Here is a 21,384-nt window from a genome sequence, read left to right on the forward strand (position 1 = left end):
CCTAGACAATCTAGATTGCAATCAGCTACAACGCTGTGTTATGCCGCACGCACTAGTGACTTATCAATAGTTACAATATTTTTACCTACAACCTCTCAATCCTGAAAAATACTAAAGGGTTGCCATTGACGATTTTTTCATCCACCTTTGTCATGCCTATTCTTTCTGTTACTTTTTGTGATTCAAGGTTTGGGCGATCGCAGCTTGCTAAAAGATACTGATAGTTAAGTTTATTAAAACAATACTCCAACATCTTGGTTGCAGCTTCGGTAGCATAACCTTTTTTGGTTGCTTCAGGCAGCAAAGCATAAACTAATTGGGGCTGTTCTTCATCAAAGAAATCCCACAAACCAACAAAGCCAATGGTTTCTTGCTCATTTTTAGTCTCAATAAACCATAAACCAAATTTTTTTTCTTCAAAACTATTCTGGCTTTGTATCACCATTTCTTCAACCTGTTGCAATGGAAAAATTTTGTCATCGCACAGATACTTTCTCACGTATGAGTCAATGAGAATAGCGTGTAGTGTGTTCAGCCCACTCTCCAAAATTGGTTTTAACAACAGCCTCTGAGTTTCAAGTATTAAAGTCATTAGTTAAGACCTCACTGCAACTCCAGCATTTATAAGAATAGAAACATTACCCATAGTCTAAGTCTAGTAAACCACAATCTGTTGTGTACTTACAAACTCCGTCTCGAACACCAGATCCTCATCCTTTAGAAGCATCTTAATCACTTCACGCCAATTTATCCTGCAACTCATCCAGGTTTCGCCTTAAGAATGTGTTCGAGGAAAGTCAGGGACATAGCCGACATAGAACTTAGTATCAGGATCTCTTTGAGCGATCGCAGTAAAAGTTTTCATATCACTTACAGCTTGCTGGCTCAGTAGGTTTTCTGCATTTATACCCTCAAATAAATCATCAACCGCAAAGGGATTTTCAAGAAATAAATAAATTATCCAAAATTATTTCTAGATTTTTAGGAGCGCAAGTCCTTGCGCCCCTACGATGTAATATTTTTTTAACTGGAAGTCCCAAAGATGCTAAAAGCGCAGAGAGGAAAAGGTAAAAAACGAAATATAGAGCTTGATTAAAACACAATAGTATTAAGCTGTTAGAATATTTGCTGCTATTCGCTGTGCTACATCTTTATTTTGCCAGTAACTTCCGTGAGCGCTGCCGCCGTTTGCCAAAGCCAAAAACGTTTGTCTAATGGGGGGAGTTTGAGCAAATAAATTCAAGAAACCAGAGTCACCAGTAAGAACGTCTTCTACGTGAACGTAAGAACCAGAATCGGGAATTAACTTGGTGATGACATTTTCTAGCGGCCAAGCAATTGGATCACCAGGATGCATAAAATTGAGCCAAGACAACTCTCGATCTCCTTGGGTAAGGTTCTTCAACAAATTACTTAAACCAGGGCTGATGTCATGAGTACTTTCATCATTAGCATTTCTACCATTGATACTAATTAAGCTGAACAAGGCGATGGGAGAACCCATAGTTTGAATGCTAGCCAGCCGGATACCTTCTTTAGGCTTGTCCCCAATGCCATAAAGCTGATCTCGAATAGCCTTTACACTTGGATAGCCAGGAATTTCCTGATTATCCCAACGGCTGGCAAACAGAATATCAAACAGTACGACCGTCCCCCAACTGTGAGTCACCAAATGTAGGCGATCATCCTGTTTATACTTTTCTAAGCCTTTAAATGTTTGCTTTTTGAGTTGGTCAGCCGCCATTGATCCAATTAGGCGACTGATGTAAAGTCCTCCATCCCCGACAAATTGCAATATTTGCTTCTGGCGAAAATCCTGAAACCAGAGTTGGTTCCACTTAGACGAGCCTTGCAGGTTTGTTAGTAGTTCATTCAAGGCGCTTTGGTTGACATCACCCCAGTAAAGAGGCACTTTGATGCATTCACGATTACGATCTTTCTGCCGGACTAGCTCAACAATCAAGTTAAACAACTTGTCGGCATAGGTGTAATTCTGGTTCCTTTCGTTTTCTTTCGATTCCCGTACATTTACGCCATGCAGAAATAAAACATAATCTTTTCCCATAGCTAACTCTGCCTTCCTTAAACTAATTAATCAAAGTGGGTGATAATCTTCTTAAGATTCCCATGAGAAATACAACTTGAATACATCTGTAAATATTCTTTAAAATATATCCTTGTAATTGTGGTTTTACCGTTAATCGACAATTATTTCACTATGACAGGCATCATCGCTCTACTCTAGGATGATTTTTGCTTGAGATATCTAATAATCTAACTATTTATTCAAAAGTCGTAGCGTAACACACCAAAACATCTAGAAACGATGCGTTAGGCTTGCCTTAATGCATTTGCATAAAACAGCAATTTACACGGTAAGCTTGTGTCTGATTTAGCGCTACATCAATATCTCCCTCGCGTTCCCGATGCAGCATTGCAAGAATTCATCGAATGGTGTGTTTTAGAGCAGGCAAAAGCCGCAGAATGTAACTTTACTCCCGACAGAAGTAAGTTAGATAACTTGCCACCAGCAGACTACATTCCGAAACTTGTTGATCAGTTCATGAAAGTTAAACCAGACCCAATTAAAGCAGGTTTGGTAGCTGCGATCGCTGGTAAGGAAGCTGACCAACATGCTTTATCCGGTTTAGCGATCGTAGCCGATTTTGTATCTCTTTATATCAAGTATTTAATTCCTAAAGAAGGAAGTACTAAAGAACAGGCTGAAGAGATATTAAGTCAAGCATCACAACATCAGTATGAGAAACTAACTGAAGTTGCCAAAAAACATGGTGTAGATTTGTAGTTTATTGGCTGGTAAATTATTTTTCAGAGGCTTTGTCAATAATATTAGTCAGAGCCTCTGTTTTAGTCATTTCTAATTGCCTGAATTAGAGCCTACTCGATACCAGTATTCATGGTGTCATCTATCTTTGAATTTTAATTTATCCTATTCCAGCAATACAACGCGATCGCCAAACTTAGCCGCCAGTTTCCGATCATAAGTTAGCACCTGAGTATCAGATTGAATTGCTGCTGCCACAAATAACGTATCGTAGAACGAATGACTTGCCTCTACTGCCAGTTTTAGAGCAACATCCCGAATTTGAGAACTAGAAATCATTACATCAACCAATGCCTCAGCATCTTGCAGCACATCTAAACCTATTTGCAACGGTAGTTGCCGAAATTGTATCCATTGCCAAATCACATTGCCCAACTCGGCAAACAACGAATCAGGCACCACAATCTGATCTACAGTTTCTAAAGCAGCGATCGCCTGTTCATACCTGTCCTCTACGTGTAAGAGTGCATAAGCAAATACCATCGTATCAATCACCATCAGGATCGTCCTTCAGATTTCCAAGTCTGCATCCGACTTTCTGATTCCATCGGTAACGCCTTTGCCCGTTGACGAATACGAGCAAGCACTTCATCACGTTGTCCATAGCGTTTTTGCAACAAATCGCGGACTTCTTGCTCCATCGAAATCCCCTTTTGTTCTGCCAAGCGTTTAATGCGATCGACTAACTCATTAGATATATTGCGAATGGTAATTGTTGCCATACTGCCTCCTTTGCTAGTGCTATTCGACTAGTGGATTATTACCTTTATGCTAGCAGTTTGCTGGCATCCAAGGTACAAAGCATTCTTGAACTGCTCAATGATGGGCTTTCTTTTGAAGAAATTATCCGAGACTACTATCTAGACCTACAAATTGATGATATCGGTGCTTGTCTCCAGTATGCGATCGCACTAGTAAGTAAGTAGACATAATTAAACGTAAGATGTCATTGCGAGGAGGAACGACGAAGCAATCCCAGTCTCCGCGATTGCTTCGTTCCTCGCAATGACAGAGCATATTATATTTATTTACGTCCATCTACTTATCAGCCTAAAGTAATCAGTTATGTTGTGTTGAGGTATGAAGCTAGGCTACACTTAAGGTAGAGAGACACAAAAACCTTGCTTGAACATCAGCGATGTAAAAAGCACTAATTGTTGGAATGATATAAAATATTAGTGAGTGAAAGCATTCTTTCACCATGAAAGCTACTTTAAATCAAATAAAACTAATCTAACTATGACTTCAGAACAACCACTCTCAAAGTTGAATGACTCAAAGTTGAATGAATATAGAATCACCATTTTTAAAGGTAATAATAATGCCTTAGATTATGACCCTTTAACTCAAGAATTCGGTATAAGAATAGGTGAAGGTTTACTTCGAGAAAAAATAGCCAAAATTGAGGAGAAAAAGTTAAGTTACTATAGTCAACACATTTTAAAATCATTTAAATATAAAGGAATAGATATTTCAGAACGTCAAGTGTTAGTTGACTGTATTTATCAGTATAATAAAGATAATAAAGATAATAAAGATAATAAAGATAATAAAGATAATAAAGATAATAAAGATAATAAAACTTTATCTCTATTATTCAAAGTAGTCGGATTGACTGCATTAGCTGGAGCTGCACAACGATTAATGGGAACTCCCGCTATGGTAGGTGGAGTAGTTGGATCTGGAGTTGGAATTGCAATTAAAAATTATTTATCAGATAGAGAAATGAGTAATATTACTTTAGGAATTAATCTAGAAGTTGAAAAGGCAGATTTAATTTATGATGTATGTATTTTAAACGCAAAGGATGATTCTGCTGGCATTCATGGATTCACAACTGAGATAAGAGAATTAGTGGAAGAATCTGTGAATAAATATTTAGAATTAATAGATAATGACCAAGTAATAAATTCATCTGATGAGATAGATTCTAGCTCAGAGCATCTAGCTAATGCTAATAAAGATCAATTTACATTGATCTCTCAAAAACTTAACAATTTAAGAAAGAAAAATGTAGTTATTCTTTCTCAAGTAAATTATGATAACGAAGGAGTTTGGTTAAAGTTAAAAGTTCAAGAAAACTCCTTGGAGGATACAAATATAACTATAGAGGTATCACAACTGATCGAAAAAATTGATACAGTAGAAGTCAATATTCCATAGTATAATTTGAAATATTTATGTCAATTTCTAAGATTTTTTGGTTCCATCAGGCAGAGTTGTATTTTTAAATGTTGCTTCCTTAAAATTAGCTGGATCAAATTCTTTAGCTCCAGTAAAATCCGCATTTGTGAGATTAGCATCTTGAAATTTAGCTGACTTGAGGTTGGCTTGTTTGAGATTAGCTCCAGTAAGATTAGCTTTGATGAAAATAGCATCTTCAAGAGAGGCTGACTTGAGGTTGGCTTGTTCAAGAACAGCTTCAGTGAGGTCAGCACCATTAAGGAAAGCTCCAGTTAAATTAGCATTCTGAAGCTCGGCTCGACTAAGATTAACTCCCTTGAGTTCGGCTTGAATGAGTGAAGCACTAGTAAGTAAAGCTTGACTCAAGTCGGCTTTAAAAGAAAAGCTATTAGTTTTAGTTAAGGGAAGAATAATTAAAAATTTTTCCAATGCATTTGGTTCTCGACTAAAAATAGCATTATCAAGCAAAGCTAGACTCAAGTCAGCCTGAGAGAGATTTGCCCCAATTAGTTGAGCTTTTGTAAGTTTAGTAAAAATCAAGTCAGTTCTTACAAGTGTAGCTGTGTTATCAGATACTGCGCTTAAATCAGATCTAAAGAGATCGGCTTCATAAAGGTTAGCTCCCGTGAGTTTAGCTTGTTTGAGGTTGGTTTTGCTCAAATTTGCCCCACTTAAGTCAGTATTTCTCAGGTCAGATTCACTTAGGTCGGCTCCTGGTATTTTGATTCCCTTCAAACTTTTTCCTGAAGCTTTTAATCCTGTTAGTGAATCACCGTCATTATTTAAATTTTGAATTGTTTGCATTAGTGCAATATCACTATTACCAAGTTCTTGCCATGCTTTAGCACGCTCGCTTTTTTTACGTCTATTGCTATCAACAATAAATAAAATTGCCGCAAACAATATACTAAAACTTTCAACATTATCAACTTTAATCACAGGGGCTAGCTCTTTCAGAAAACACCAATTTGAATATTCATTTATGGGACAACGCTCTGACTTGGTTGATGTAACTTGCTCTAATCGATTGACAATCAGAATAATAAGAAAAGTTAGTGAAAATGAAAAAATAATTTTACGAATGAGTAATTGAAAAGACTTTGACCCAAATTTTCTATAATTGTTCATAGCGATCGCAACTGAAATGCTCATTAGCTTACAATATCTGTTTTTATATCTAAAATCAAGTTAATAATAGTTGTATTAGGCTCATCTAATGTTGACCATAATTGGTTGCGGCAATCTAAATCGTAGTGACGACGCTGTAGGCGTAATCATTGCTCAACGCTTACAACAATATCTAGCCGAAAATCTTCATCCTAATGTGCGGGTGTATGACTGTGGAACCGCAGGGATGGAGGTGATGTTTCAAGCTAGAGGTAGCAAACAATTAGTAATTATTGATGCAAGTTCAACTAATTCAGAACCGGGTGCAATATTTAAGGTTCCTGGCAAAGAATTAGAAGCTTTACCGGAACCCAGTTATAACTTGCATGATTTTCGTTGGGATAATGCTTTAGCCGCCGGACGGAAAATCTTTGAAAATGACTTTCCCCAAGATGTAATAGTTTATTTAATTGAGGCGGCAAATCTTGATTTGGGACTAGAGTTAAGTCCTGCTGTTAAACATTCTGCCGATTTGGTTTTTGAAGAGGTAGCTGCACTTATCAAACAGAATGTCTAGATGTGGGTATGGGGCATTATACCAATTCGTAATTCGTAATTCGTAATTAAGAAAGCCAGTGATGCTCTGGGTTTCGGAGTTTGAATGTGTCGCCTGATTTGACAGAGTTGGTATTAGTTATTCCCTTTATTTCCTCATCTCCCCATCTTCTCATCCCGCCAAATCACGGTATACAGAGAGTTCATCTACCCTCATTTCAAAAGGTACGCCTTGACTTTCTGGCGGACAAACGCGGATTTTGGCGCTGCTGATAATTTGGTTAAGTAATGTCCCCATCGGCACAATTTGTTGTAAGATACGCCAGTTGGTAACTTGGTCGGGACATTCAATTACTAATGTCATCGCGCTGGCGTGGGTTGTGACATACCACCGACAATTAGATAGAAGATTTTGAATAGTGCGATCGCAAGCGTCATAAAAGTATCTACTAATAGAATACTCTAGTTGCTGACGCAGTATAATATCTGCCGATGTCGGTTGTATCGGATGTGAGTCATCACCATTTAAGTAATACATCTTTCTAGCCATCTCTCTTTAGCTTCCTGCTTATATTCCAATCACCATTCCATAAAGTACATCTTTATTTGTTTCTAATAATTCTTGGGTTTCGTCATCATAATAAGCACCAATACCACTACACTGAATCCCCAAATAATTACTAGTTAAATAAAGCCTCTGCCCAAGAAAACCAGCTATTTGCATAGCAGTTTGATAGTTTAAATAATCTGACACGAAAAATAAAGTTACAGCGCTATCTTTAGCGATAGCCTGATTAATGCATAAGTAACCCGTCTTTTCAGTAAAATTACCCGTTTTAACCAGATACGTACCTTTATATAACCCAGGTGTCATTCCCTCTACCCGATGCACCACTGAGTAAATTTCTATCTCCTCATAGTTTTCTGTCGGTATTGACTGCTCAAGTTGCTGCACTATATATAAATAATCTTCTTGAGAAATAGACTCTTTCCGGAAACGTCTAATAGAACGTCTATTCCAAACAACTTGATAAAATTTATCCTTGTCGAAGCCAAATTGAGGATACTCTAATTTCTGCTGACGACTCTTTTGTAGAGTTGTTGCTTGATAGGCATCTTCAATAAATTGATTAGATTTAAAATAATCAGTACCAGACACAAAAGGAACTTTCAGCCTTAAACGTCTGATTTTCTTGTCTTGTAGTTCTCCTGACACCGCACAAGCAGTAATAAACTCCTTATTCTCAAAACCCAAATCTGAATTGAGAGCAAGTTTATCAAACTCAAAAATTAGTTGTATATCTCGGTTGTGGAGAAAAGCTGAAGCTGCAATTGCACCTAAATGGTGTCCGCTATCTAAGAAGCAATATCTTATGCTTCTATTTTGATATTTCCAGCTAGACCTATAATAAACACAACTAATTAAAAAGATGAATCCGTTGATACTTTTACCCGGTATAATATAATTCTCCAACCCATCATCAATTAATTCATAGATGAGAGTTAAACAATTATTCTCAACTTCTAGATGGTATATACCATTTACCATTCCCTCAATCCCGCGAACCTGTACGTAAACTTCCGTAGGATACAGAGCGCCTGCTGATGGATTCACCCGCAGTTTTAATGGGCCATCTTTATATACTTTTTCCAGTGTTATCGCACTGGTTAATGAGATAAAAGAATGAACAGGATTATTGAGATTTAATTTCACTCTCCGATAAAACTTGGGATAAACTTTAAATGGAGATGGCTGTGTTGAAGCATCTATATAATTTGGATCAAGTTGTACCGATAAGTAAGAATGCTTGGTAGCATCATGATAAGCTTTGCCCGATATCTGGCTTTGTGGCATTTTTAAGTATCCTTAAGACTTCTACGTTGCTAGCAAAATCTATTGCTTTATAATCGTCTAAGTTTTTTAAATATAAATTAGGCTGATATTGTAAAAGTAACTTAACTACTTCTGTCTTTCCGGCTGATGCTGCATACATTAAAACAGTTGCACCATTATCATTTTGGTTATCTATGTTAATCTTGCTAGCAAGCAGTAAATTAATTAAATCGTAGTGATTACCAAAACAAGCAAACCACAAAGCATTGTTGCTATCGCTATTTTGAGCATTGATATCCGCACCTGCATGAATGAGTTCTTTAACCACTGGATATACTCCCTCTCTTGTACCTTTCATCAAAGCTGTATCGCCATTTTCACCTGTCTGATTTAAATCGCCAGGATTATAGCCTTTTGCTATTAGCCATTGGATTGTAGTTTCACTGAGATTCTGACTGTTGGTTTGATTCATAAGTATCGCTTAGTTAGCTTTGTTAGTGCTAGTTTACTAGTATGAATTTGCTTGGTAAACAGAATGGTGAGCAATGCCCACCATTCTTGAAAAAATGTTATCTAAATTCTTTTAATTTACATATATACTATCAATTTTATAAGTTTAATTTATGAATCATTTATAAAGATCGTCAGATAGTTTTCTTAAAAAAGCTTGAAAAATAAAAGAAAAGCATAATTGAGAAATAATTGCTTTGGCTGATTCTTGGGGACTGGCTATAGTATCAATTATAAGAGAGCGATCGCTTGTATCCAGCGCTTCTAAAATCTTAGGAATAAAATAATAAGATATTTAATTGATAAGTATATTTTCGATAAGACCTATTAATATTATTTTTTTAAATTGTTTGATCCTGAGTTTTGTAGCACATTACCACGCTTTCTTGTAAAGATCATCAACTAGAGGTATAACCGTTAGGCAAATGAGAATTATTTTAGAATTATTAAGATATTTAAAAAAATAACATTTTTAATATTAAAGTTTGCTAATTTACTAAAGTATAAATAGCTAAACTTAGCAAATAAAAACATGGAAATTAGCGCTCGTAATTCTCTCAAAGGTACTGTAAAAAAAGTTGTACCTGGAACAGTTAATTCTGAGATAACTTTAGAAGTAGCACCAGGAGTAGAGTTAGTGTCAATAATCACAAAATCATCGGCGGAAAAGCTAGGACTTGTAGAAGGTAAGCAGGCTTATGCCGTGATTAAATCATCAGATGTAATAGTTGCTGTTGATTAAAAAATAGGCAAGTTTCTTTTTCTTACAAGTGGCTTTGTCTGTAATACCAAATTGCATTCATCTCTATAAATTTAGTGACCTCACTCCTGGAATTAATTAGGAAAGGAGTGAGGTCAATGTAATTCGTAATTCGTAGTTGCAATCAGTGCTTGCTCTGTACCTTTTTAATTATGAAATAATAATTATTTTGTCAAAAGAATATTATATAGATGTTAATTAATTTAATTAATTATCAATAATGCGGACATAAATAACACGACTAATTTCTATATTTAGTGCTAAATATGTGTTTTTTATTTTAATAATTAATGAGGAAAAGTTTTGTTATAAAGTGATACTACTTCCTGGTGTTACTCCCATTGATATCAGTTTTGTCAAGATTGTTTCATCTTGACTTTTACAGAAGGTGACGATTCCTCGCTCTCCCGTTCTTAATAATTCTAATGAACAGCCAGTAACACTAAAAGGAGAAAACATTTGAATTATAAATTAGGAATTGTGAAGGAAAGAAGGAAGTATATTTTCATCCTTCATCCTTCATTCTTCATCTTTTATTTGATTGCCTAAGGCAGCAACCAAAATAATAGTTTAGACGAGATAGGGTTCTTGATGTGTCTTAATTGTGCAATTAGAACGGGGATAAGTGACACAAAGTAGAGCGAATCCCTTAGAAATCTGTTCGTCATCCAGGAAGTTTTGATCTTCTTGATCAATTTCACCTTCAACGACCTTGCCAACACAACTAGAGCAAGAACCTGCTTGACAAGAAGCTGGCAAGTCAATATCGTTTTCGTGCGCTGCGTCTAAGATTGTTGTCTCTTCGTCAACTTCAATTGTGGTGTCGAGGTCTTCTTTTTTGTTGATTAATCTAACTTGGTAGGAAGCCATTTTCAGATTCTCCTCAAACGTTATACAGTTGGTCTAATTTCCGAATTTTTTGAGCAACCTATCCTACTTCTTGCTTCCCTTTTTCTTACGGAGATGCTACGCTTAGTCGGCTTCTCTATAGGGATAAGGAATGCAACACGAACTAAAAGCTACCTCGAGAGCATTGAAACTCTGCGGAGTGCGTCTATGGGAAGCCTCTAAAATTGACTTAGCGCTAACAAAATGATGTTAGCTGCAAGGTACACCAGTAGGCGTACCGTCGTCTGTTTTAAAGGACTTTCCACAACTGCAGGTATCAGTCGCATTGGGGTTGATGAATTTAAAACCGCTTTCCATCACTCCTTCAACGAAGTCAACAATAACTCCGTCTAATAACGGCGCACTTTTGGCATCAACGTAAACCAGCACTTTGCCTTGCTGACTTACCAAATCATCTGGCTGGGGCTTGCTGGTGATATCGATCGCATATTCATAGCCACTGCAACCACCATCTTTTACAGAGATGCGGACACCTTTAGTTGCGCCATTAGCATCGGGTGCGGAACCTTTGAGGAATGCCCGCAGATGAAATTCTGCTTTTTCTGATAAAATAACGGCCATTAAGTCTCCTGATTTGTAGCGATTAGTTGTTCTGATTTCAGGTGGGGTTGTCCTTTGTCCTTTGTCAGTTGTCCTTTGTTATTCACTAATGACTAATGACCAATGACTAATGACGAAAATTAACTATTTTGTGCAATACCTGTGGCTGTGGGTTCCATCGAATTGGATTGCGCGTGTCTCCAAGGCGCACTATTACCGCATACTGGACAAGAGCGATCGCGGTGAGAACGGCGTTTAGCAAATTCCATCCGATTTAGGTCGATTGTCAGCAATTGCGACAATAGAGGCTGACTAAACCCGGTGATCAGCTTGATCGCCTCTAAAGCTGTTAGACAAGCTAGTGTCCCAGAAACAGCGCCTAGAACTGAAAAGCCGCGCTGATCCCAATCAGGCTTCTCTGGAAACAAACAGGACAAACAAGGAGTCACACCAGGAATAATCGTTGTCAGGTAAGCCTCCATCCCATTCATTGCGGCTTCAACCATTGGCTTACGCGATCGCACACAGGCTTCATTTAACAAATTGCGCTCTGTAAAGTTGTGGGCGCAATCAAGAGCCATATCGGCGGATTGCACTAACGAATCTACATTTTCCGGGGTAATGTAATCATGAACAGCTTCCACTTGGACATCAGGATTAATCGCATCCAGAGTTTCTTTAGCTTTGAATACCCTTGGCTTACCTACCCAATCATCAGTCATCAGAACCTGACGATTCATATCATCCAGCCGCAAGTCACCACCCCGGACTAAGATTAGCCGCCCAACGCCTGCTACTGCTAGGTAAAGCGCCGCCGTACCGCCTAATCCCCCCACACCTGTCACCAGAACCGTCGCTGACTTCAGGCGCTTCTGTGCTGTTTCGCCAAAATTCGGAAGCATCATTTGGCGACGATAGCGTTCTAATTCGGTAGGCGTCAGGTTAACCAATTTATACCTCCTAATCAGAAGTGATTTCTGTCAGTGTGACTACATTTTTCTGCTTGTCGTTAAACACTTTGAACAGCTTTTGTTCGTGGGGTGTTGATTCGATAAATACCTGATAGGCTTTTTGCAAAGCCAAAGAATATTGATTTAATTTCTCTTCTTGACTCAAGTCAGGAGAATTATCATCAATTTCCTGAATGTATTGAGAAAACTTTTTCAGAATATGTAGACGATTTACATTCACAACTTCTAAGTCGTAGGACATATTAAAGAATTGAAAAAATTCTTCTGCATCTACGAGCTTCTTGAATTCATCAATAGTTCCAGTCATTTAGCATTCTCCAATTTTTTCAGATGTTGCTTAAGTTCATCTAACTGGCGATAGATTTCATAAGTTGCAGCTGCAACATCCATAAGTTGTTTGTAATCTGTTGGCAGACCTTCAGCTAAATCATGCAGATCCATTTTCATTTGACCCGCTTTGCTGTTGAGGCGTCTGATTTGCCCTTGTAGTTCCTCAATTGTCATTTGTCCTTTGTCCTTCATCCTTTGTCATTAGTCATTTGTCTTTTACTAATGACCAATGACCAATGACCAATGACTAATTAAATTTTGCCAACTTCAGGAAAGCGCTTCGCCAAATCAAGACCTTTTTTGACGTAGTTTTCTCCCTCTTCTGCCAATTTTTCTAGCGAGTCAAAGCCAAAGCGATGAGCATCTCGCAAGGTTTTCACAGCTAGCAAAAGACGACCAGAAAAAACTAGTGCCCAGCCAAATCCTTCATGGCTCAAATCAACTACAACCTGGGATATCAAACCTGTTTCTTGTTCAATCCCAGCAGCTACAGCTCGAAAAAATGCCATAATCCGAGCTTGAGTGATCGGATCAACTTCGCCCTCAACGGAGATTTCCCGTTTCTTTTGTTTGGTGACAATAAAGGGTTTGAGAATTAATTCATCCGACCAAGTACGATAAACTCCATAGCTGTCTTGACCACGGATTTGTTTGATTAATACCTTAAGGAAAGGTGAGTTCAAGACTTCAGTTGTAGCAGTTCCATTAACACTGTTATTTGCGGTCATACTGTTGCTTCGTCTTCAATTTCATCAGCAAAATTTGTGGATTTTGGCTGTAAAGCTTTACGCAACCAAGGTGGGGGATTACCTTTGAGGGTTTTCACTAGCTTATTTAGCACTTCACTAATTTCTTCTTCTTCTGATCGCGCCTTCACTGGGGTGACACCTTTCTTGATTAACCGAGCGGCGGCGCTACCACCAATTGCTGTTACATAAACAATCGTACAGTCGCCTATTGCCTCAAGTTTTGGGGTGATTTTGTCTTCATTTCCATCTTCTTTGAGTTCACCTTCAAAATTGAGGGTTTCTACGAAGTGATATCCCTCATCGGTAATTTCGTAAACATCAATCATTTTTGCCCATCCGAAGTGAGCATTAATATGAACTCGGTCACTCGTCGTGAAGGCAATTTTCATCGTAATTTGTCCTTTGTCATTTGTCCTTTGTCCTTTGTCATTTGTCATTTGTTACTTACTAATGACGAATGACTAATGACTAATGACTCTTCTTGTTCTAAAAACAGGTTGCCGATGCCAAACACAATTTCCATCGTGCCTCGATAGCCAACTTTGGTAAATTGACCATTACCTAAGCGATCATAAATGGGCAATCCTAGACGATAAAGAGGAATCGAGAGCCGTTTTGCGATCGCACCGACATTCGAGTTACCAATTAGCAAATCAGAACCGCCTGCTAGACTCTCAAAGTCTTCCAAATCGCCGATGGTGATACTTTTTACGGGGAGTTGTTCTAGTAAGTGCGATCGCGTGGTTGTCACCGCCGCATGAATCTGCGCTCCCATCGATTGCAGAAAATGCACTGTTGACCACAATAAATCTGGTTCCAGCGCGAGAGAAACTCGTTTTGCACCGAAGTAAAAGTGGGTGTCCAGCATCGCATCTTGTAACTGACGACGTTGGCGGCGGTATTTTTCGGGTACGCTATTACCGCTCAGAATCGCCAATGCTTGGATAAATTCATCTACTGGTTCTAATCCCGTCAGTTCGCCAAACACCTCGTAAGGTGTGCCAAAGCGTTCTTCTAGAATCTTGGCAGCACCACGCATACTTTCACCTAATGCTAGGGTAAAAGCAGAACTACCTACTTCTCGTAACTGTTTTAAGGTAGTTCCACTAACAGTAACCGCACTATAACTATCCTCTAAATGTCCATCTAGAGAAGCGCCAAGGTCAGGTACAAAGATCGGCACTAGTCCAAAGGACGTAATTATCTCTTTGATTTCCTGTACATCCCCAGGTGTGAAGGCAGAACCCGCCAAAATCGTGACTTGTTCAGTTCTGAGTCCACCTGCGCGAGGAATTTCCTTAACTATGCTTTCCACAGCAACAGCAAAGCCATCTTGCAACGCACCTTTAAAATCTGGGGTAGGCGCAAAAACGATCGCTAAATCATTCAATTCTGGATGGCGATCGCGGATTTCTTTCAGAAAACCCTCGATGTCATCTCCTCTAGTTTCTGTTAACCCAGTACTACATAAACCAATAATTTCTGGATTAGCTTTTTCTACCAGAGTCAGAATTGCTTGCTCCACATTCTCTTCACCACCCAAGATAGTAGTGACTTCCGTCATCGCTGTGGTAGCTAAAGGAATCGCTTCCCGGAAATGCCGCACGAGGACAACTTTGGCGAAAGCAGTACAACCTTGAGAACCGTGGAATAAGGGCATCGTCCCTTTCAATCCCAGAAAGGCTAAAGTTGCACCCAAAGCTTGACTTTGCTTGAGGGGATTAACTGTCAGTGCTTTGTTAGAAACGGTAACGATCGCCATTAAACTTCCTCCTCGTCCCATGTCCTACATGGTGAAAGCTCTTTACTCTGCGTCTCTCTTGCCTCTGCGGTTGAAAAATGATTTTTTTGAACCACAGAGGACGCAGAGTACACAGAGAGAAAAAGATGAGAATTTGGTGTTGTCACCAAGGAATCTAGGAACGTTGCGATCGCCATTAAACTTCCTCCTCGTCCCAAGGAGCGGGTTTGCGTATTTGTTCCCAAATCGGGCTATACAGAGCTTCGTACAGTTCCCGCGCCATTTCAATCATTCCCACATAACCTGCATAAGGATGATGGCGTTCTTGGTTGATATCAAGGAAAGGAATCCGAGCTTTCAAAGCGGTGTATTGGTTACGTCCACCAGCAATCAGCATATCTGCGCGAGTGTCTTTAACCAGTTGTAGCAATTCTTGAGCGTTGCCCTTCTCCAGCATGATGCCATCGTTGCCAATCAATTTCTTGATTTTGGCTTTATCTTCCTCAGTACTTTTCCGAGTACTGGTAGCAACAACTTCAATGCCTAAGTCTCTAGCAGCCGAAATAATCGACCAACTCTTAACACCGCCTGTATACAACACAACTCGCTTACCTTTGAGTCGAGCGCGATAGGGAGCCAGCGCTAAATCTAAAGCAGCCGTTTCTTCTGCAATCAGCTTTTCTGTCCGCTCCTGTAAATCAGCGTCGCCTAATTTAGCAGCGATGTTTCGCAGACAGCGATTCATATCATCGATGCCGTAGAAAGACTCTTCAATGTAGGGGATGTTGTAACGCTCCTCCATCTTTCTCGCCATGTTGAGCAACGCTCGTGAGCAGATCATGACGTTGAGTTTGGCGCGGTGGGCGTAGCGAATTTCATCGTAGCGAGCATCGCCCGTAATTTTAGACAAAATACGGATGCCTAATTTTTCTAGCAGTGGTGTTACTCCCCACATTTCACCGGCGATGTTGTATTCACCGATTAAGTTAATATCATAGGGCGTTGTATGTTCCGGTTCTGCTGTTCCGACAACATATTCTAATAAAGCTTCACCACCAAAACGGTTGCCTAGATTTTTACTGCCAATGAATCCTGGGGCAATGACGGGAACAACAGGAATACCGATTTTCTCAGCCGCCGCTTTGCAGACAGCATCCATATCATCGCCAATTAAGGCTGTAACGCAAGTGGCATAGACAAATACTGCTGCTGGTTGGTAGCGCTCTTTGAGTTCCAGAATCGCTTTGTAAAGCTTCTTTTCGCCACCGAAGATGACATCATTTTCACCCAAGTCAGTGGTAAAGCCCATTTTGTAGAGTTGCGGGCCAGACGACAGACTACCACGACTGCCCCAGGAATTACCAGCACAGGCGATCGGCCCGTGGACTAAATGAGCAGCATCTGCGATCGGCACTAAAGCAATCATTGCACCATCAAAAGTGCAGCCCCCTTGAGCCGCGCCAGGTTGTGCCTGTTGAGCGCAAGACTTATTTTTCTTTTCTGTTTGTTTGTGCTGATTATGCTCGCATCCTGTCTCAGTCAGCAGCTCGTTGATTTTGCCTTGGGTGATTTTCATCTCTCTTCTTGTGCTGAATTGTTAATTGTCATTTGTCATTTGTTATTTACTAATGACCAATGACCAATGACTAATGACCAATAACTAACAAATGTATTTTGTGACATCCTCTCCACATACATCGGTGAGATAAGATAGAGCGCGGAAACGCAATCCTACAAATTCGTCATATAAAGGATTGAGTTTACATAGTGGTGGGATATCAATAGACTTCCCAAATAATTTAATTTGTCGCTCAAAGGGACAACAACAAGGAATTGTTTGGCAAATTAGATGAGCAATGCGATTATTTTTAACCTGAATTTCATCCACCACACGCCGCAACGGATTAAGAAGATTGTGGAACCACCCTCGTTTTTTCTGGTTAGGTGGATGGTAATTAGGATGAGGATGAGTGTGAGTGTGTTCGTGAGTATGATTGATGGTTTCCATTTATAAATCCCTTGGGTAAATGCTATCAAGAAAAAGGGGGAAATAATTCGTAATTCGTAATTCGTAATTCGTAATTATTTTCTCCCCTTAATTAACACGTTGTGTTTCTACGCAATTCCTAACGAATCAAGTCGTAAGAAATATCTGTCTTAGAAGGAATGTTGGTGTTGCGATCAATTTCTTCAAACAGGGTATTTACAGTCCAGTTGAGGAGGTTGATCACACCTTGATAACCAATGGTGGCGTAGCGGTGTAGGTGGTGACGATCCATAATGGGGTAGCCGATTCTCACGAGGGGAATCTTGGTGTCACGCCACAGGTATTTACCGTAGGTGTTACCAACCAGGAAGTCTACAGGTTCGGTGAACAACAAAGAACGCATATGCCACAAGTCCTTACCAGGCCAAACAGTTGCATGTTGACCGAAGGGGCTAGAAGCAAGCAGTTCTTTCATTTCTGCTTCAAATACTTCGTTGCTGTTGTGAACCAAGATATGCACAGGTTCAGCACCCATTTCTAGCATAAAGCCAACAACGCTGTATACTAAATCTGGTTCGCCGTAGATAGCGAAGCGCTTGCCGTGAATCCATGAGTGAGAGTCAGTCATGGCATCAACTGCCTGACCGCGTTCAATTTCCAATTGTTCGGGAATGGGGATACCACTCAGTTCGCTGAGTTTCATCAAGAACTCATCTGTACCCTTAATACCCCAAGGACGGGAAACTGAGGTTGGTTGCTTCCACTCTTTCTCGATGTACTCGCGGGTTTTGGGGGTAGAGTGTGCTTGCAGAGCAACTGTAGCTTTCGCATTAATTGAATCTGCTGCATCTTCTAGCTTTGTTCCACCTGGATACATATCGAACTCACCTGTGTTTGGTGAATCCAGGTAGTCGCTGTTGTCAGCTAGAATTGTGTAATCAAAGCCGAACAAGGAAGCAATCCGCTTAATTTCGCGGTTGTTGCCTACATAGGTGTCAAAACCTGGGATGAAGTTGATTTTACCATTGCTGGTTTCTTTCTTATGACCTGCTGTCAGGTTAGAAAGAATTCCCTTCATCATGTTGTCGTAACCAGTGATGTGGGAACCGACAAAGCTAGGGGTGTGAGCGTAGGGTACTGGGAAATCTTGAGGAACTGAACCAGCTTGCTTAGAGTTGTTGATGAAGGCTTGTAAGTCATCACCTATTACTTCTGCCATACAGGTGGTGCAGACAGCGATCATCTTAGGCTTGTAGAGTTGGTAAGAGTTCGCCAAGCCGTCAATCATGTTTTGCAGACCACCAAACACGGCTGCATCTTCAGTCATTGAAGAAGATACACCAGAGAATGGTTCTTTGTAGTGACGGGTTAAGTGGGTGCGGAAGTAAGCAACGCAACCTTGAGAACCTTGAACGAAAGGTAGAGTACCTTCAAAACCAACAGCAGCAAAGATTGCTCCTAGTGGTTGACAACCTTTAGCAGGGTTAACGGTTAAAGCTTCACGAGCGAAGTTCTTTTCACGATAATCCCAACCCTTCGTCCACTCTGCAACCCGTTGTACTTCTTCGGCTTCGTGACCGTTTTCAAACTGCTTTTTGTTTTCAAAAAGCTGTTGGTACTCCGGTTGGTGGAATAACTCGACGTGATCTTGAATTTTTTCTGGATTCTGAGGCATTTCTGGATCTCCAAGCTTACTGAATTCTTTTACTGATTGAGGAATAAGGATTTGAGGCGGAAGAGACGCGATTAATCGCGTCTGTACAAGGGAGATGGGAATATGATTCAAAATTCAAAATGCAAAAATCAAAAGAAATTTTAATTTTTCAGTTTTGAATTTTGGATTCCCAACTCCCCCTTGGGGTTTTAGCCCCAGGTTATCCTTACTTATCTCACTCTCCGATTTCCCTAAACGGCAGCCGTAGCCTTAGCTTCAGCCTTCTTAGCCTGAGCTTTTTCATTCCAAGGAGCGCCAATTAATGACCAGGTTGGGCTGTTGAGTGCCAAGTCCATATCACGAGCGAAGATGGCAAAGCCGTCATAACCGTGATAAGGGCCGGAGTAATCCTTTTTGTGGTTTAATTCTTTTCAACAGCCTAATGTTTGCAGTAAACAGTGTCAGCGATAAGCATTGTTCGCTGAGAACACATTTATTTTTAGGCTAAATATAGGCTAAAAACACAGCGATGCATAACCAGGGGAAAAATAATTCGTAATTCGTAATTCGTAATTCGTAATTCGTAATTATTTTGCAGACTTGGAGCCAGTTTCATCTACCGATCGCAGTTTTATTGGCTCAAGTCTGCAATCATAGCAGCAAAAAGAACACATGAGAACTAAAGTACTACTGGAATTAGAGAAAGTTAATCTGCGTTTGAAGTCTGCAAAGGCAAAGGTGACAATTAGAGAATCGAATGGAAGTCTGCAATTACGAGCTACGTTACCAATTAAGCCGGGAGACAAAGATAGTAATGGTACTGGGAGAAAGCAATATAATCTCAGTTTGAATATTCCCGCTAACTTAGATGGACTCAAGACGGCTGAGGAAGAAGCCTATGAATTAGGGAAGTTAATCGCTCGAAAAACCTTTGAATGGAATGATAAATATTTAGGTAATGAAGCAATTAGAAAAGATTTTAAAAGCATCGAAGAATTACTCGAAGAATTTGAAACTGAGTATTTTAAAATTCACAAACGCACAACCAAAAGCGAACATACTTTTTTTTATTACTTTTCCCGAACAAAGAGATTTACGAATCCCAAAGATTTAGCGATCGCTGAGAATTTGATAAATTCAATAGAACAAATCGATAAAGAATGGGCTAAGTATAATGCAGCTAGAGCGATCGCAGCATTTTGTGTGACATTCAATATCGAAATTGATTTATCTAAATATTCCAAAATTCCTGAGAATAATTCTCGAAATATACCGACCGATGCGGAAATATTGGAGGGAATTATTAAGTTTGAATATTATCAAAATACCAGAGGTAATCAAGTTAATCAAAATGTTCAAGATAGCTGGCAACTTTGGCGCTGGACGTATGGAATGTTAGCAGTTTTTGGTTTACGTCCACGGGAACTTTTTATTAATCCTGATATTGATTGGTGGTTGAGCCAAGAAAATACAGACTTGACATGGAAAGTTCATAAGGATTGTAAGACTGGTGAGAGACAAGCATTACCATTATATATGCAATGGATTGATGATTTTGATTTGAGAAATCCTAAATATTTAGAGATGTTAAGGGGTGCGATCGCTAAAAAAGATAACACTAATCATGCGGATATAACGGCATTAACACAGCGAGTTAGTTGGTGGTTTCGCAAGATAGGATTGGATTTTAAACCTTATGATTTACGTCACGCTTGGGCAATTCGGGCGCACATTTTGGGAATCCCAATTAAAGCGGCGGCGGATAATTTGGGGCATAGTGTACAAGTTCATACCCAAACTTATCAGCGTTGGTTTTCGCTAGATATGCGGAAGTTGGCGATTAATCAGGCGTTGAGTAAGAGGAATGAAATTGAGTTGATTAGGGAGGAGAATGCTAAGTTGAGGATGGAGAATGACAAGTTGAGATTAGAGATTGAGAAGTTGAAAATTGAGTCGGTTTATAACCGGAGTTAAATTGGCTAATAAAATTTGATAGGGTGCATTGTCTCTCAGAACAATGCACCCTACTTACTACCAAACTGACAACAAAAGTAATCGTATTTATCTCACTTTACTGGGTTGTGCTGAAGGAAGAGGCTCAGAGCCAAACTGAAGGTAGTATTTATGCCAATCTTTGAATAGTTCAATTCGCTCAATGCCTGTACTACTACTACGATCAAAATATCTGTACTTATTTTGACCTACGGTAAGCTTAGGTTTATCTCTTAAGAATGACCAATCTGTTCTACCCAAAAATAAATATTCGTCATTAATTAAAAACCCATGCCAATGAGGTATATTCTTGTAAACTCTGGCCACAATACATAATCTGTCACTTAACTGTTCAGGTAGCCCATTAATGAAATTGAGGAATACGATACATTTGGTGTTCCTGATGCGCTGCCAAAGCTACCATTAATATTAACCTATCGTAACTCATCAGTAGACGTTTCAGGCTTGTTAGATACTGGAGCAAGCGTCAGCGTTCTGCCATATAGTATTGGTGTCCAACTAGGCGCAATTTGGGAAGAACAGACGATTTCTGTAATGTTGGCTGGTAATTTGGCTCCCGTTGAACCAACTGACTTTTCCCGTTAAGTCTGTTTTGCAAGCTGCCAACCTTCACAGAGGTCGTGTAATTTTAACCAACCTCGCCACAGTACCTGGATACCAATTGGTGTTTTGCTTCGATGTTCTAGGTAGCCGCC

The 21,384-nt window shown here is 39.6% G+C and carries 26 protein-coding genes and 2 pseudogenes; 7 read left to right on the plus strand and 21 right to left on the minus strand.

Annotated elements, in window-relative coordinates:
- Window positions 1-85 precede the first annotated feature (85 nt).
- Together LC653_RS17445 and LC653_RS17450 are read right to left on the minus strand one after the other, a co-directional pair.
- Window positions 86-592 carry a GNAT family N-acetyltransferase gene (locus LC653_RS17445; RefSeq protein WP_229495664.1) on the minus strand — a complete coding sequence of 169 codons (507 nt, stop codon included), beginning with the start codon at window positions 590-592 and terminating at the stop codon, window positions 86-88.
- Between the two features lie 516 nt (window positions 593-1,108).
- A complete protein-coding gene (locus tag LC653_RS17450; protein ID WP_229495665.1) occupies window positions 1,109-2,065 on the minus strand; it encodes a hypothetical protein in 957 nt (318 codons plus the stop codon).
- Between the two features lie 318 nt (window positions 2,066-2,383).
- Here LC653_RS17450 and LC653_RS17455 point away from each other — a divergent pair, with 318 nt between their 5' ends.
- Window positions 2,384-2,806, plus strand: a complete 423-nt coding sequence (locus tag LC653_RS17455; protein WP_229495666.1) for a hypothetical protein — start codon at window positions 2,384-2,386, stop codon at window positions 2,804-2,806.
- Window positions 2,807-2,950: 144 nt separating this feature from the next.
- On the opposite strand, the gene LC653_RS17460 is transcribed toward LC653_RS17455, so the two are convergent.
- Together LC653_RS17460 and LC653_RS17465 are read right to left on the minus strand one after the other, a co-directional pair.
- Entirely contained in the window at window positions 2,951-3,343 is a 393-nt protein-coding gene (locus LC653_RS17460; protein WP_229495667.1) for a type II toxin-antitoxin system VapC family toxin, read from the minus strand.
- Window positions 3,343-3,567, minus strand: coding sequence for a FitA-like ribbon-helix-helix domain-containing protein (locus LC653_RS17465; protein WP_229495669.1), 225 nt, complete (start codon window positions 3,565-3,567; stop codon window positions 3,343-3,345). The genes LC653_RS17460 and LC653_RS17465 overlap by 1 nt, the downstream gene beginning before the upstream one ends.
- A 30-nt stretch (window positions 3,568-3,597) precedes the next feature.
- On the opposite strand from LC653_RS17465, the gene LC653_RS17470 reads away from it, so the two are divergent.
- Entirely contained in the window at window positions 3,598-3,771 is a 174-nt protein-coding gene (locus LC653_RS17470) for a DUF433 domain-containing protein (protein ID WP_229495670.1), read from the plus strand.
- A gap of 313 nt (window positions 3,772-4,084) precedes the next feature.
- Window positions 4,085-5,008, plus strand: a complete 924-nt coding sequence (locus LC653_RS17475; RefSeq protein ID WP_229495671.1) for a hypothetical protein — start codon at window positions 4,085-4,087, stop codon at window positions 5,006-5,008.
- Between the two features lie 27 nt (window positions 5,009-5,035).
- Here the strand turns inward: LC653_RS17475 and LC653_RS17480 are convergent, their stop codons facing one another.
- Window positions 5,036-6,157, minus strand: coding sequence for a pentapeptide repeat-containing protein (locus tag LC653_RS17480; protein ID WP_229495672.1), 1,122 nt, complete (start codon window positions 6,155-6,157; stop codon window positions 5,036-5,038).
- Between the two features lie 88 nt (window positions 6,158-6,245).
- Here LC653_RS17480 and LC653_RS17485 point away from each other — a divergent pair, with 88 nt between their 5' ends.
- Window positions 6,246-6,713, plus strand: a complete 468-nt coding sequence (locus tag LC653_RS17485) for a hydrogenase maturation protease (RefSeq protein ID WP_229495673.1) — start codon at window positions 6,246-6,248, stop codon at window positions 6,711-6,713.
- 150 nt (window positions 6,714-6,863) lie between these two features.
- On the opposite strand, the gene LC653_RS17490 is transcribed toward LC653_RS17485, so the two are convergent.
- From LC653_RS17490 to LC653_RS17500, 3 genes are read right to left on the minus strand one after another with little or no spacing between them, the layout of a single operon-like run.
- Complete coding sequence (locus tag LC653_RS17490) at window positions 6,864-7,241, minus strand: hypothetical protein (protein ID WP_229495674.1); 378 nt, start codon at window positions 7,239-7,241, stop codon at window positions 6,864-6,866.
- A gap of 18 nt (window positions 7,242-7,259) precedes the next feature.
- Window positions 7,260-8,546, minus strand: coding sequence for a SagB/ThcOx family dehydrogenase (locus LC653_RS17495; RefSeq protein ID WP_229495675.1), 1,287 nt, complete (start codon window positions 8,544-8,546; stop codon window positions 7,260-7,262).
- Window positions 8,509-8,997 carry an ankyrin repeat domain-containing protein gene (locus LC653_RS17500; RefSeq protein WP_229495676.1) on the minus strand — a complete coding sequence of 163 codons (489 nt, stop codon included), beginning with the start codon at window positions 8,995-8,997 and terminating at the stop codon, window positions 8,509-8,511. The genes LC653_RS17495 and LC653_RS17500 overlap by 38 nt, the downstream gene beginning before the upstream one ends.
- 570 nt (window positions 8,998-9,567) lie before the next feature.
- On the opposite strand from LC653_RS17500, the gene LC653_RS17505 reads away from it, so the two are divergent.
- The gene (locus tag LC653_RS17505; RefSeq protein ID WP_229495678.1) at window positions 9,568-9,777 is read left to right on the plus strand and encodes a TOBE domain-containing protein; all 210 of its coding nucleotides are present in this window, start codon (window positions 9,568-9,570) and stop codon (window positions 9,775-9,777) included.
- Window positions 9,778-10,101: 324 nt separating this feature from the next.
- On the opposite strand, the gene LC653_RS46840 is transcribed toward LC653_RS17505, so the two are convergent.
- From LC653_RS46840 to LC653_RS47345, 13 genes and pseudogenes are all read right to left on the minus strand, one after another.
- Window positions 10,102-10,254, minus strand: coding sequence for a FeoA family protein (locus tag LC653_RS46840; protein ID WP_308189097.1), 153 nt, complete (start codon window positions 10,252-10,254; stop codon window positions 10,102-10,104).
- Between the two features lie 111 nt (window positions 10,255-10,365).
- Window positions 10,366-10,665: a 2Fe-2S iron-sulfur cluster-binding protein gene (locus LC653_RS17515; protein WP_229463994.1), complete on the minus strand. Its 300-nt coding sequence runs from the start codon at window positions 10,663-10,665 to the stop codon at window positions 10,366-10,368.
- Window positions 10,666-10,893: 228 nt separating this feature from the next.
- Entirely contained in the window at window positions 10,894-11,265 is a 372-nt protein-coding gene (locus tag LC653_RS17520; RefSeq protein ID WP_229495679.1) for a HesB/IscA family protein, read from the minus strand.
- 119 nt (window positions 11,266-11,384) lie between these two features.
- Window positions 11,385-12,194 carry a HesA/MoeB/ThiF family protein gene (locus LC653_RS17525; RefSeq protein WP_109012239.1) on the minus strand — a complete coding sequence of 270 codons (810 nt, stop codon included), beginning with the start codon at window positions 12,192-12,194 and terminating at the stop codon, window positions 11,385-11,387.
- 10 nt (window positions 12,195-12,204) lie between these two features.
- A complete protein-coding gene (nifW, locus tag LC653_RS17530) occupies window positions 12,205-12,522 on the minus strand; it encodes a nitrogenase-stabilizing/protective protein NifW (protein WP_229495681.1) in 318 nt (105 codons plus the stop codon).
- Complete coding sequence (locus LC653_RS17535; RefSeq protein WP_229495682.1) at window positions 12,519-12,719, minus strand: CCE_0567 family metalloprotein; 201 nt, start codon at window positions 12,717-12,719, stop codon at window positions 12,519-12,521. Before LC653_RS17535 ends, nifW begins: the two co-directional genes overlap by 4 nt.
- Before the next feature lie 77 nt (window positions 12,720-12,796).
- On the minus strand, window positions 12,797-13,273 hold the full coding sequence (locus tag LC653_RS17540) for a NifX-associated nitrogen fixation protein (protein ID WP_229495683.1): 477 nt from the start codon (window positions 13,271-13,273) through the stop codon (window positions 12,797-12,799).
- Window positions 13,270-13,683, minus strand: a complete 414-nt coding sequence (gene nifX, locus LC653_RS17545) for a nitrogen fixation protein NifX (protein ID WP_229495697.1) — start codon at window positions 13,681-13,683, stop codon at window positions 13,270-13,272. The genes LC653_RS17540 and nifX overlap by 4 nt, the downstream gene beginning before the upstream one ends.
- A gap of 44 nt (window positions 13,684-13,727) precedes the next feature.
- Complete coding sequence (nifN, locus tag LC653_RS17550) at window positions 13,728-15,056, minus strand: nitrogenase iron-molybdenum cofactor biosynthesis protein NifN (protein ID WP_229495684.1); 1,329 nt, start codon at window positions 15,054-15,056, stop codon at window positions 13,728-13,730.
- Between the two features lie 175 nt (window positions 15,057-15,231).
- Entirely contained in the window at window positions 15,232-16,611 is a 1,380-nt protein-coding gene (nifE, locus tag LC653_RS17555; RefSeq protein WP_229495685.1) for a nitrogenase iron-molybdenum cofactor biosynthesis protein NifE, read from the minus strand.
- An 84-nt stretch (window positions 16,612-16,695) separates the two neighbouring features.
- A complete protein-coding gene (locus LC653_RS17560; RefSeq protein WP_229495689.1) occupies window positions 16,696-17,043 on the minus strand; it encodes a Mo-dependent nitrogenase C-terminal domain-containing protein in 348 nt (115 codons plus the stop codon).
- Window positions 17,044-17,161: 118 nt separating this feature from the next.
- Complete coding sequence (gene nifK, locus LC653_RS17565; RefSeq protein ID WP_229495690.1) at window positions 17,162-18,697, minus strand: nitrogenase molybdenum-iron protein subunit beta; 1,536 nt, start codon at window positions 18,695-18,697, stop codon at window positions 17,162-17,164.
- A gap of 230 nt (window positions 18,698-18,927) precedes the next feature.
- Window positions 18,928-19,095 (minus strand): annotated as a pseudogene (locus tag LC653_RS47345) (nitrogenase molybdenum-iron protein alpha chain); the annotation flags it as partial.
- Between the two features lie 160 nt (window positions 19,096-19,255).
- Between LC653_RS47345 and LC653_RS17570 the strand changes: the two are divergent.
- Window positions 19,256-20,650, plus strand: a pseudogene (locus tag LC653_RS17570) (site-specific integrase).
- Window positions 20,651-21,133: 483 nt separating this feature from the next.
- Window positions 21,134-21,274, plus strand: a complete 141-nt coding sequence (locus LC653_RS47915; protein ID WP_443689857.1) for a hypothetical protein — start codon at window positions 21,134-21,136, stop codon at window positions 21,272-21,274.
- The last annotated feature ends 110 nt before the right edge of the window (window positions 21,275-21,384 follow it).

Source organism: Nostoc mirabile CHAB5784, assembly GCF_020829645.1.
In the GTDB taxonomy this organism is placed as follows: domain Bacteria; phylum Cyanobacteriota; class Cyanobacteriia; order Cyanobacteriales; family Nostocaceae; genus Nostoc; species Nostoc mirabile.

Bases quoted from the DNA above. Each gene is read 5' to 3' on its own strand.
- LC653_RS17445 (WP_229495664.1), bottom strand. From the start codon at position 592: ATGACTTTAATACTTGAAACTCAGAGGCTGTTGTTAAAACCAATTTTG.
- LC653_RS17450 (WP_229495665.1), bottom strand. From the start codon at position 2,065: ATGGGAAAAGATTATGTTTTATTTCTGCATGGCGTAAATGTACGGGAA.
- LC653_RS17460 (WP_229495667.1), bottom strand. From the start codon at position 3,343: ATGGTGATTGATACGATGGTATTTGCTTATGCACTCTTACACGTAGAG.
- LC653_RS17465 (WP_229495669.1), bottom strand. From the start codon at position 3,567: ATGGCAACAATTACCATTCGCAATATATCTAATGAGTTAGTCGATCGC.
- LC653_RS17475 (WP_229495671.1), top strand. From the start codon at position 4,085: ATGACTTCAGAACAACCACTCTCAAAGTTGAATGACTCAAAGTTGAAT.
- LC653_RS17480 (WP_229495672.1), bottom strand. From the start codon at position 6,157: ATGAACAATTATAGAAAATTTGGGTCAAAGTCTTTTCAATTACTCATT.
- LC653_RS17485 (WP_229495673.1), top strand. From the start codon at position 6,246: ATGTTGACCATAATTGGTTGCGGCAATCTAAATCGTAGTGACGACGCT.
- LC653_RS17490 (WP_229495674.1), bottom strand. From the start codon at position 7,241: ATGGCTAGAAAGATGTATTACTTAAATGGTGATGACTCACATCCGATA.
- LC653_RS17495 (WP_229495675.1), bottom strand. From the start codon at position 8,546: ATGCCACAAAGCCAGATATCGGGCAAAGCTTATCATGATGCTACCAAG.
- LC653_RS17500 (WP_229495676.1), bottom strand. From the start codon at position 8,997: ATGAATCAAACCAACAGTCAGAATCTCAGTGAAACTACAATCCAATGG.
- LC653_RS17505 (WP_229495678.1), top strand. From the start codon at position 9,568: ATGGAAATTAGCGCTCGTAATTCTCTCAAAGGTACTGTAAAAAAAGTT.
- LC653_RS46840 (WP_308189097.1), bottom strand. From the start codon at position 10,254: ATGTTTTCTCCTTTTAGTGTTACTGGCTGTTCATTAGAATTATTAAGA.
- LC653_RS17515 (WP_229463994.1), bottom strand. From the start codon at position 10,665: ATGGCTTCCTACCAAGTTAGATTAATCAACAAAAAAGAAGACCTCGAC.
- LC653_RS17520 (WP_229495679.1), bottom strand. From the start codon at position 11,265: ATGGCCGTTATTTTATCAGAAAAAGCAGAATTTCATCTGCGGGCATTC.
- nifW (WP_229495681.1), bottom strand. From the start codon at position 12,522: ATGACTGGAACTATTGATGAATTCAAGAAGCTCGTAGATGCAGAAGAA.
- LC653_RS17535 (WP_229495682.1), bottom strand. From the start codon at position 12,719: ATGACAATTGAGGAACTACAAGGGCAAATCAGACGCCTCAACAGCAAA.
- LC653_RS17540 (WP_229495683.1), bottom strand. From the start codon at position 13,273: ATGACCGCAAATAACAGTGTTAATGGAACTGCTACAACTGAAGTCTTG.
- nifX (WP_229495697.1), bottom strand. From the start codon at position 13,683: ATGAAAATTGCCTTCACGACGAGTGACCGAGTTCATATTAATGCTCAC.
- nifN (WP_229495684.1), bottom strand. From the start codon at position 15,056: ATGGCGATCGTTACCGTTTCTAACAAAGCACTGACAGTTAATCCCCTC.
- nifE (WP_229495685.1), bottom strand. From the start codon at position 16,611: ATGAAAATCACCCAAGGCAAAATCAACGAGCTGCTGACTGAGACAGGA.
- LC653_RS17560 (WP_229495689.1), bottom strand. From the start codon at position 17,043: ATGGAAACCATCAATCATACTCACGAACACACTCACACTCATCCTCAT.
- nifK (WP_229495690.1), bottom strand. From the start codon at position 18,697: ATGCCTCAGAATCCAGAAAAAATTCAAGATCACGTCGAGTTATTCCAC.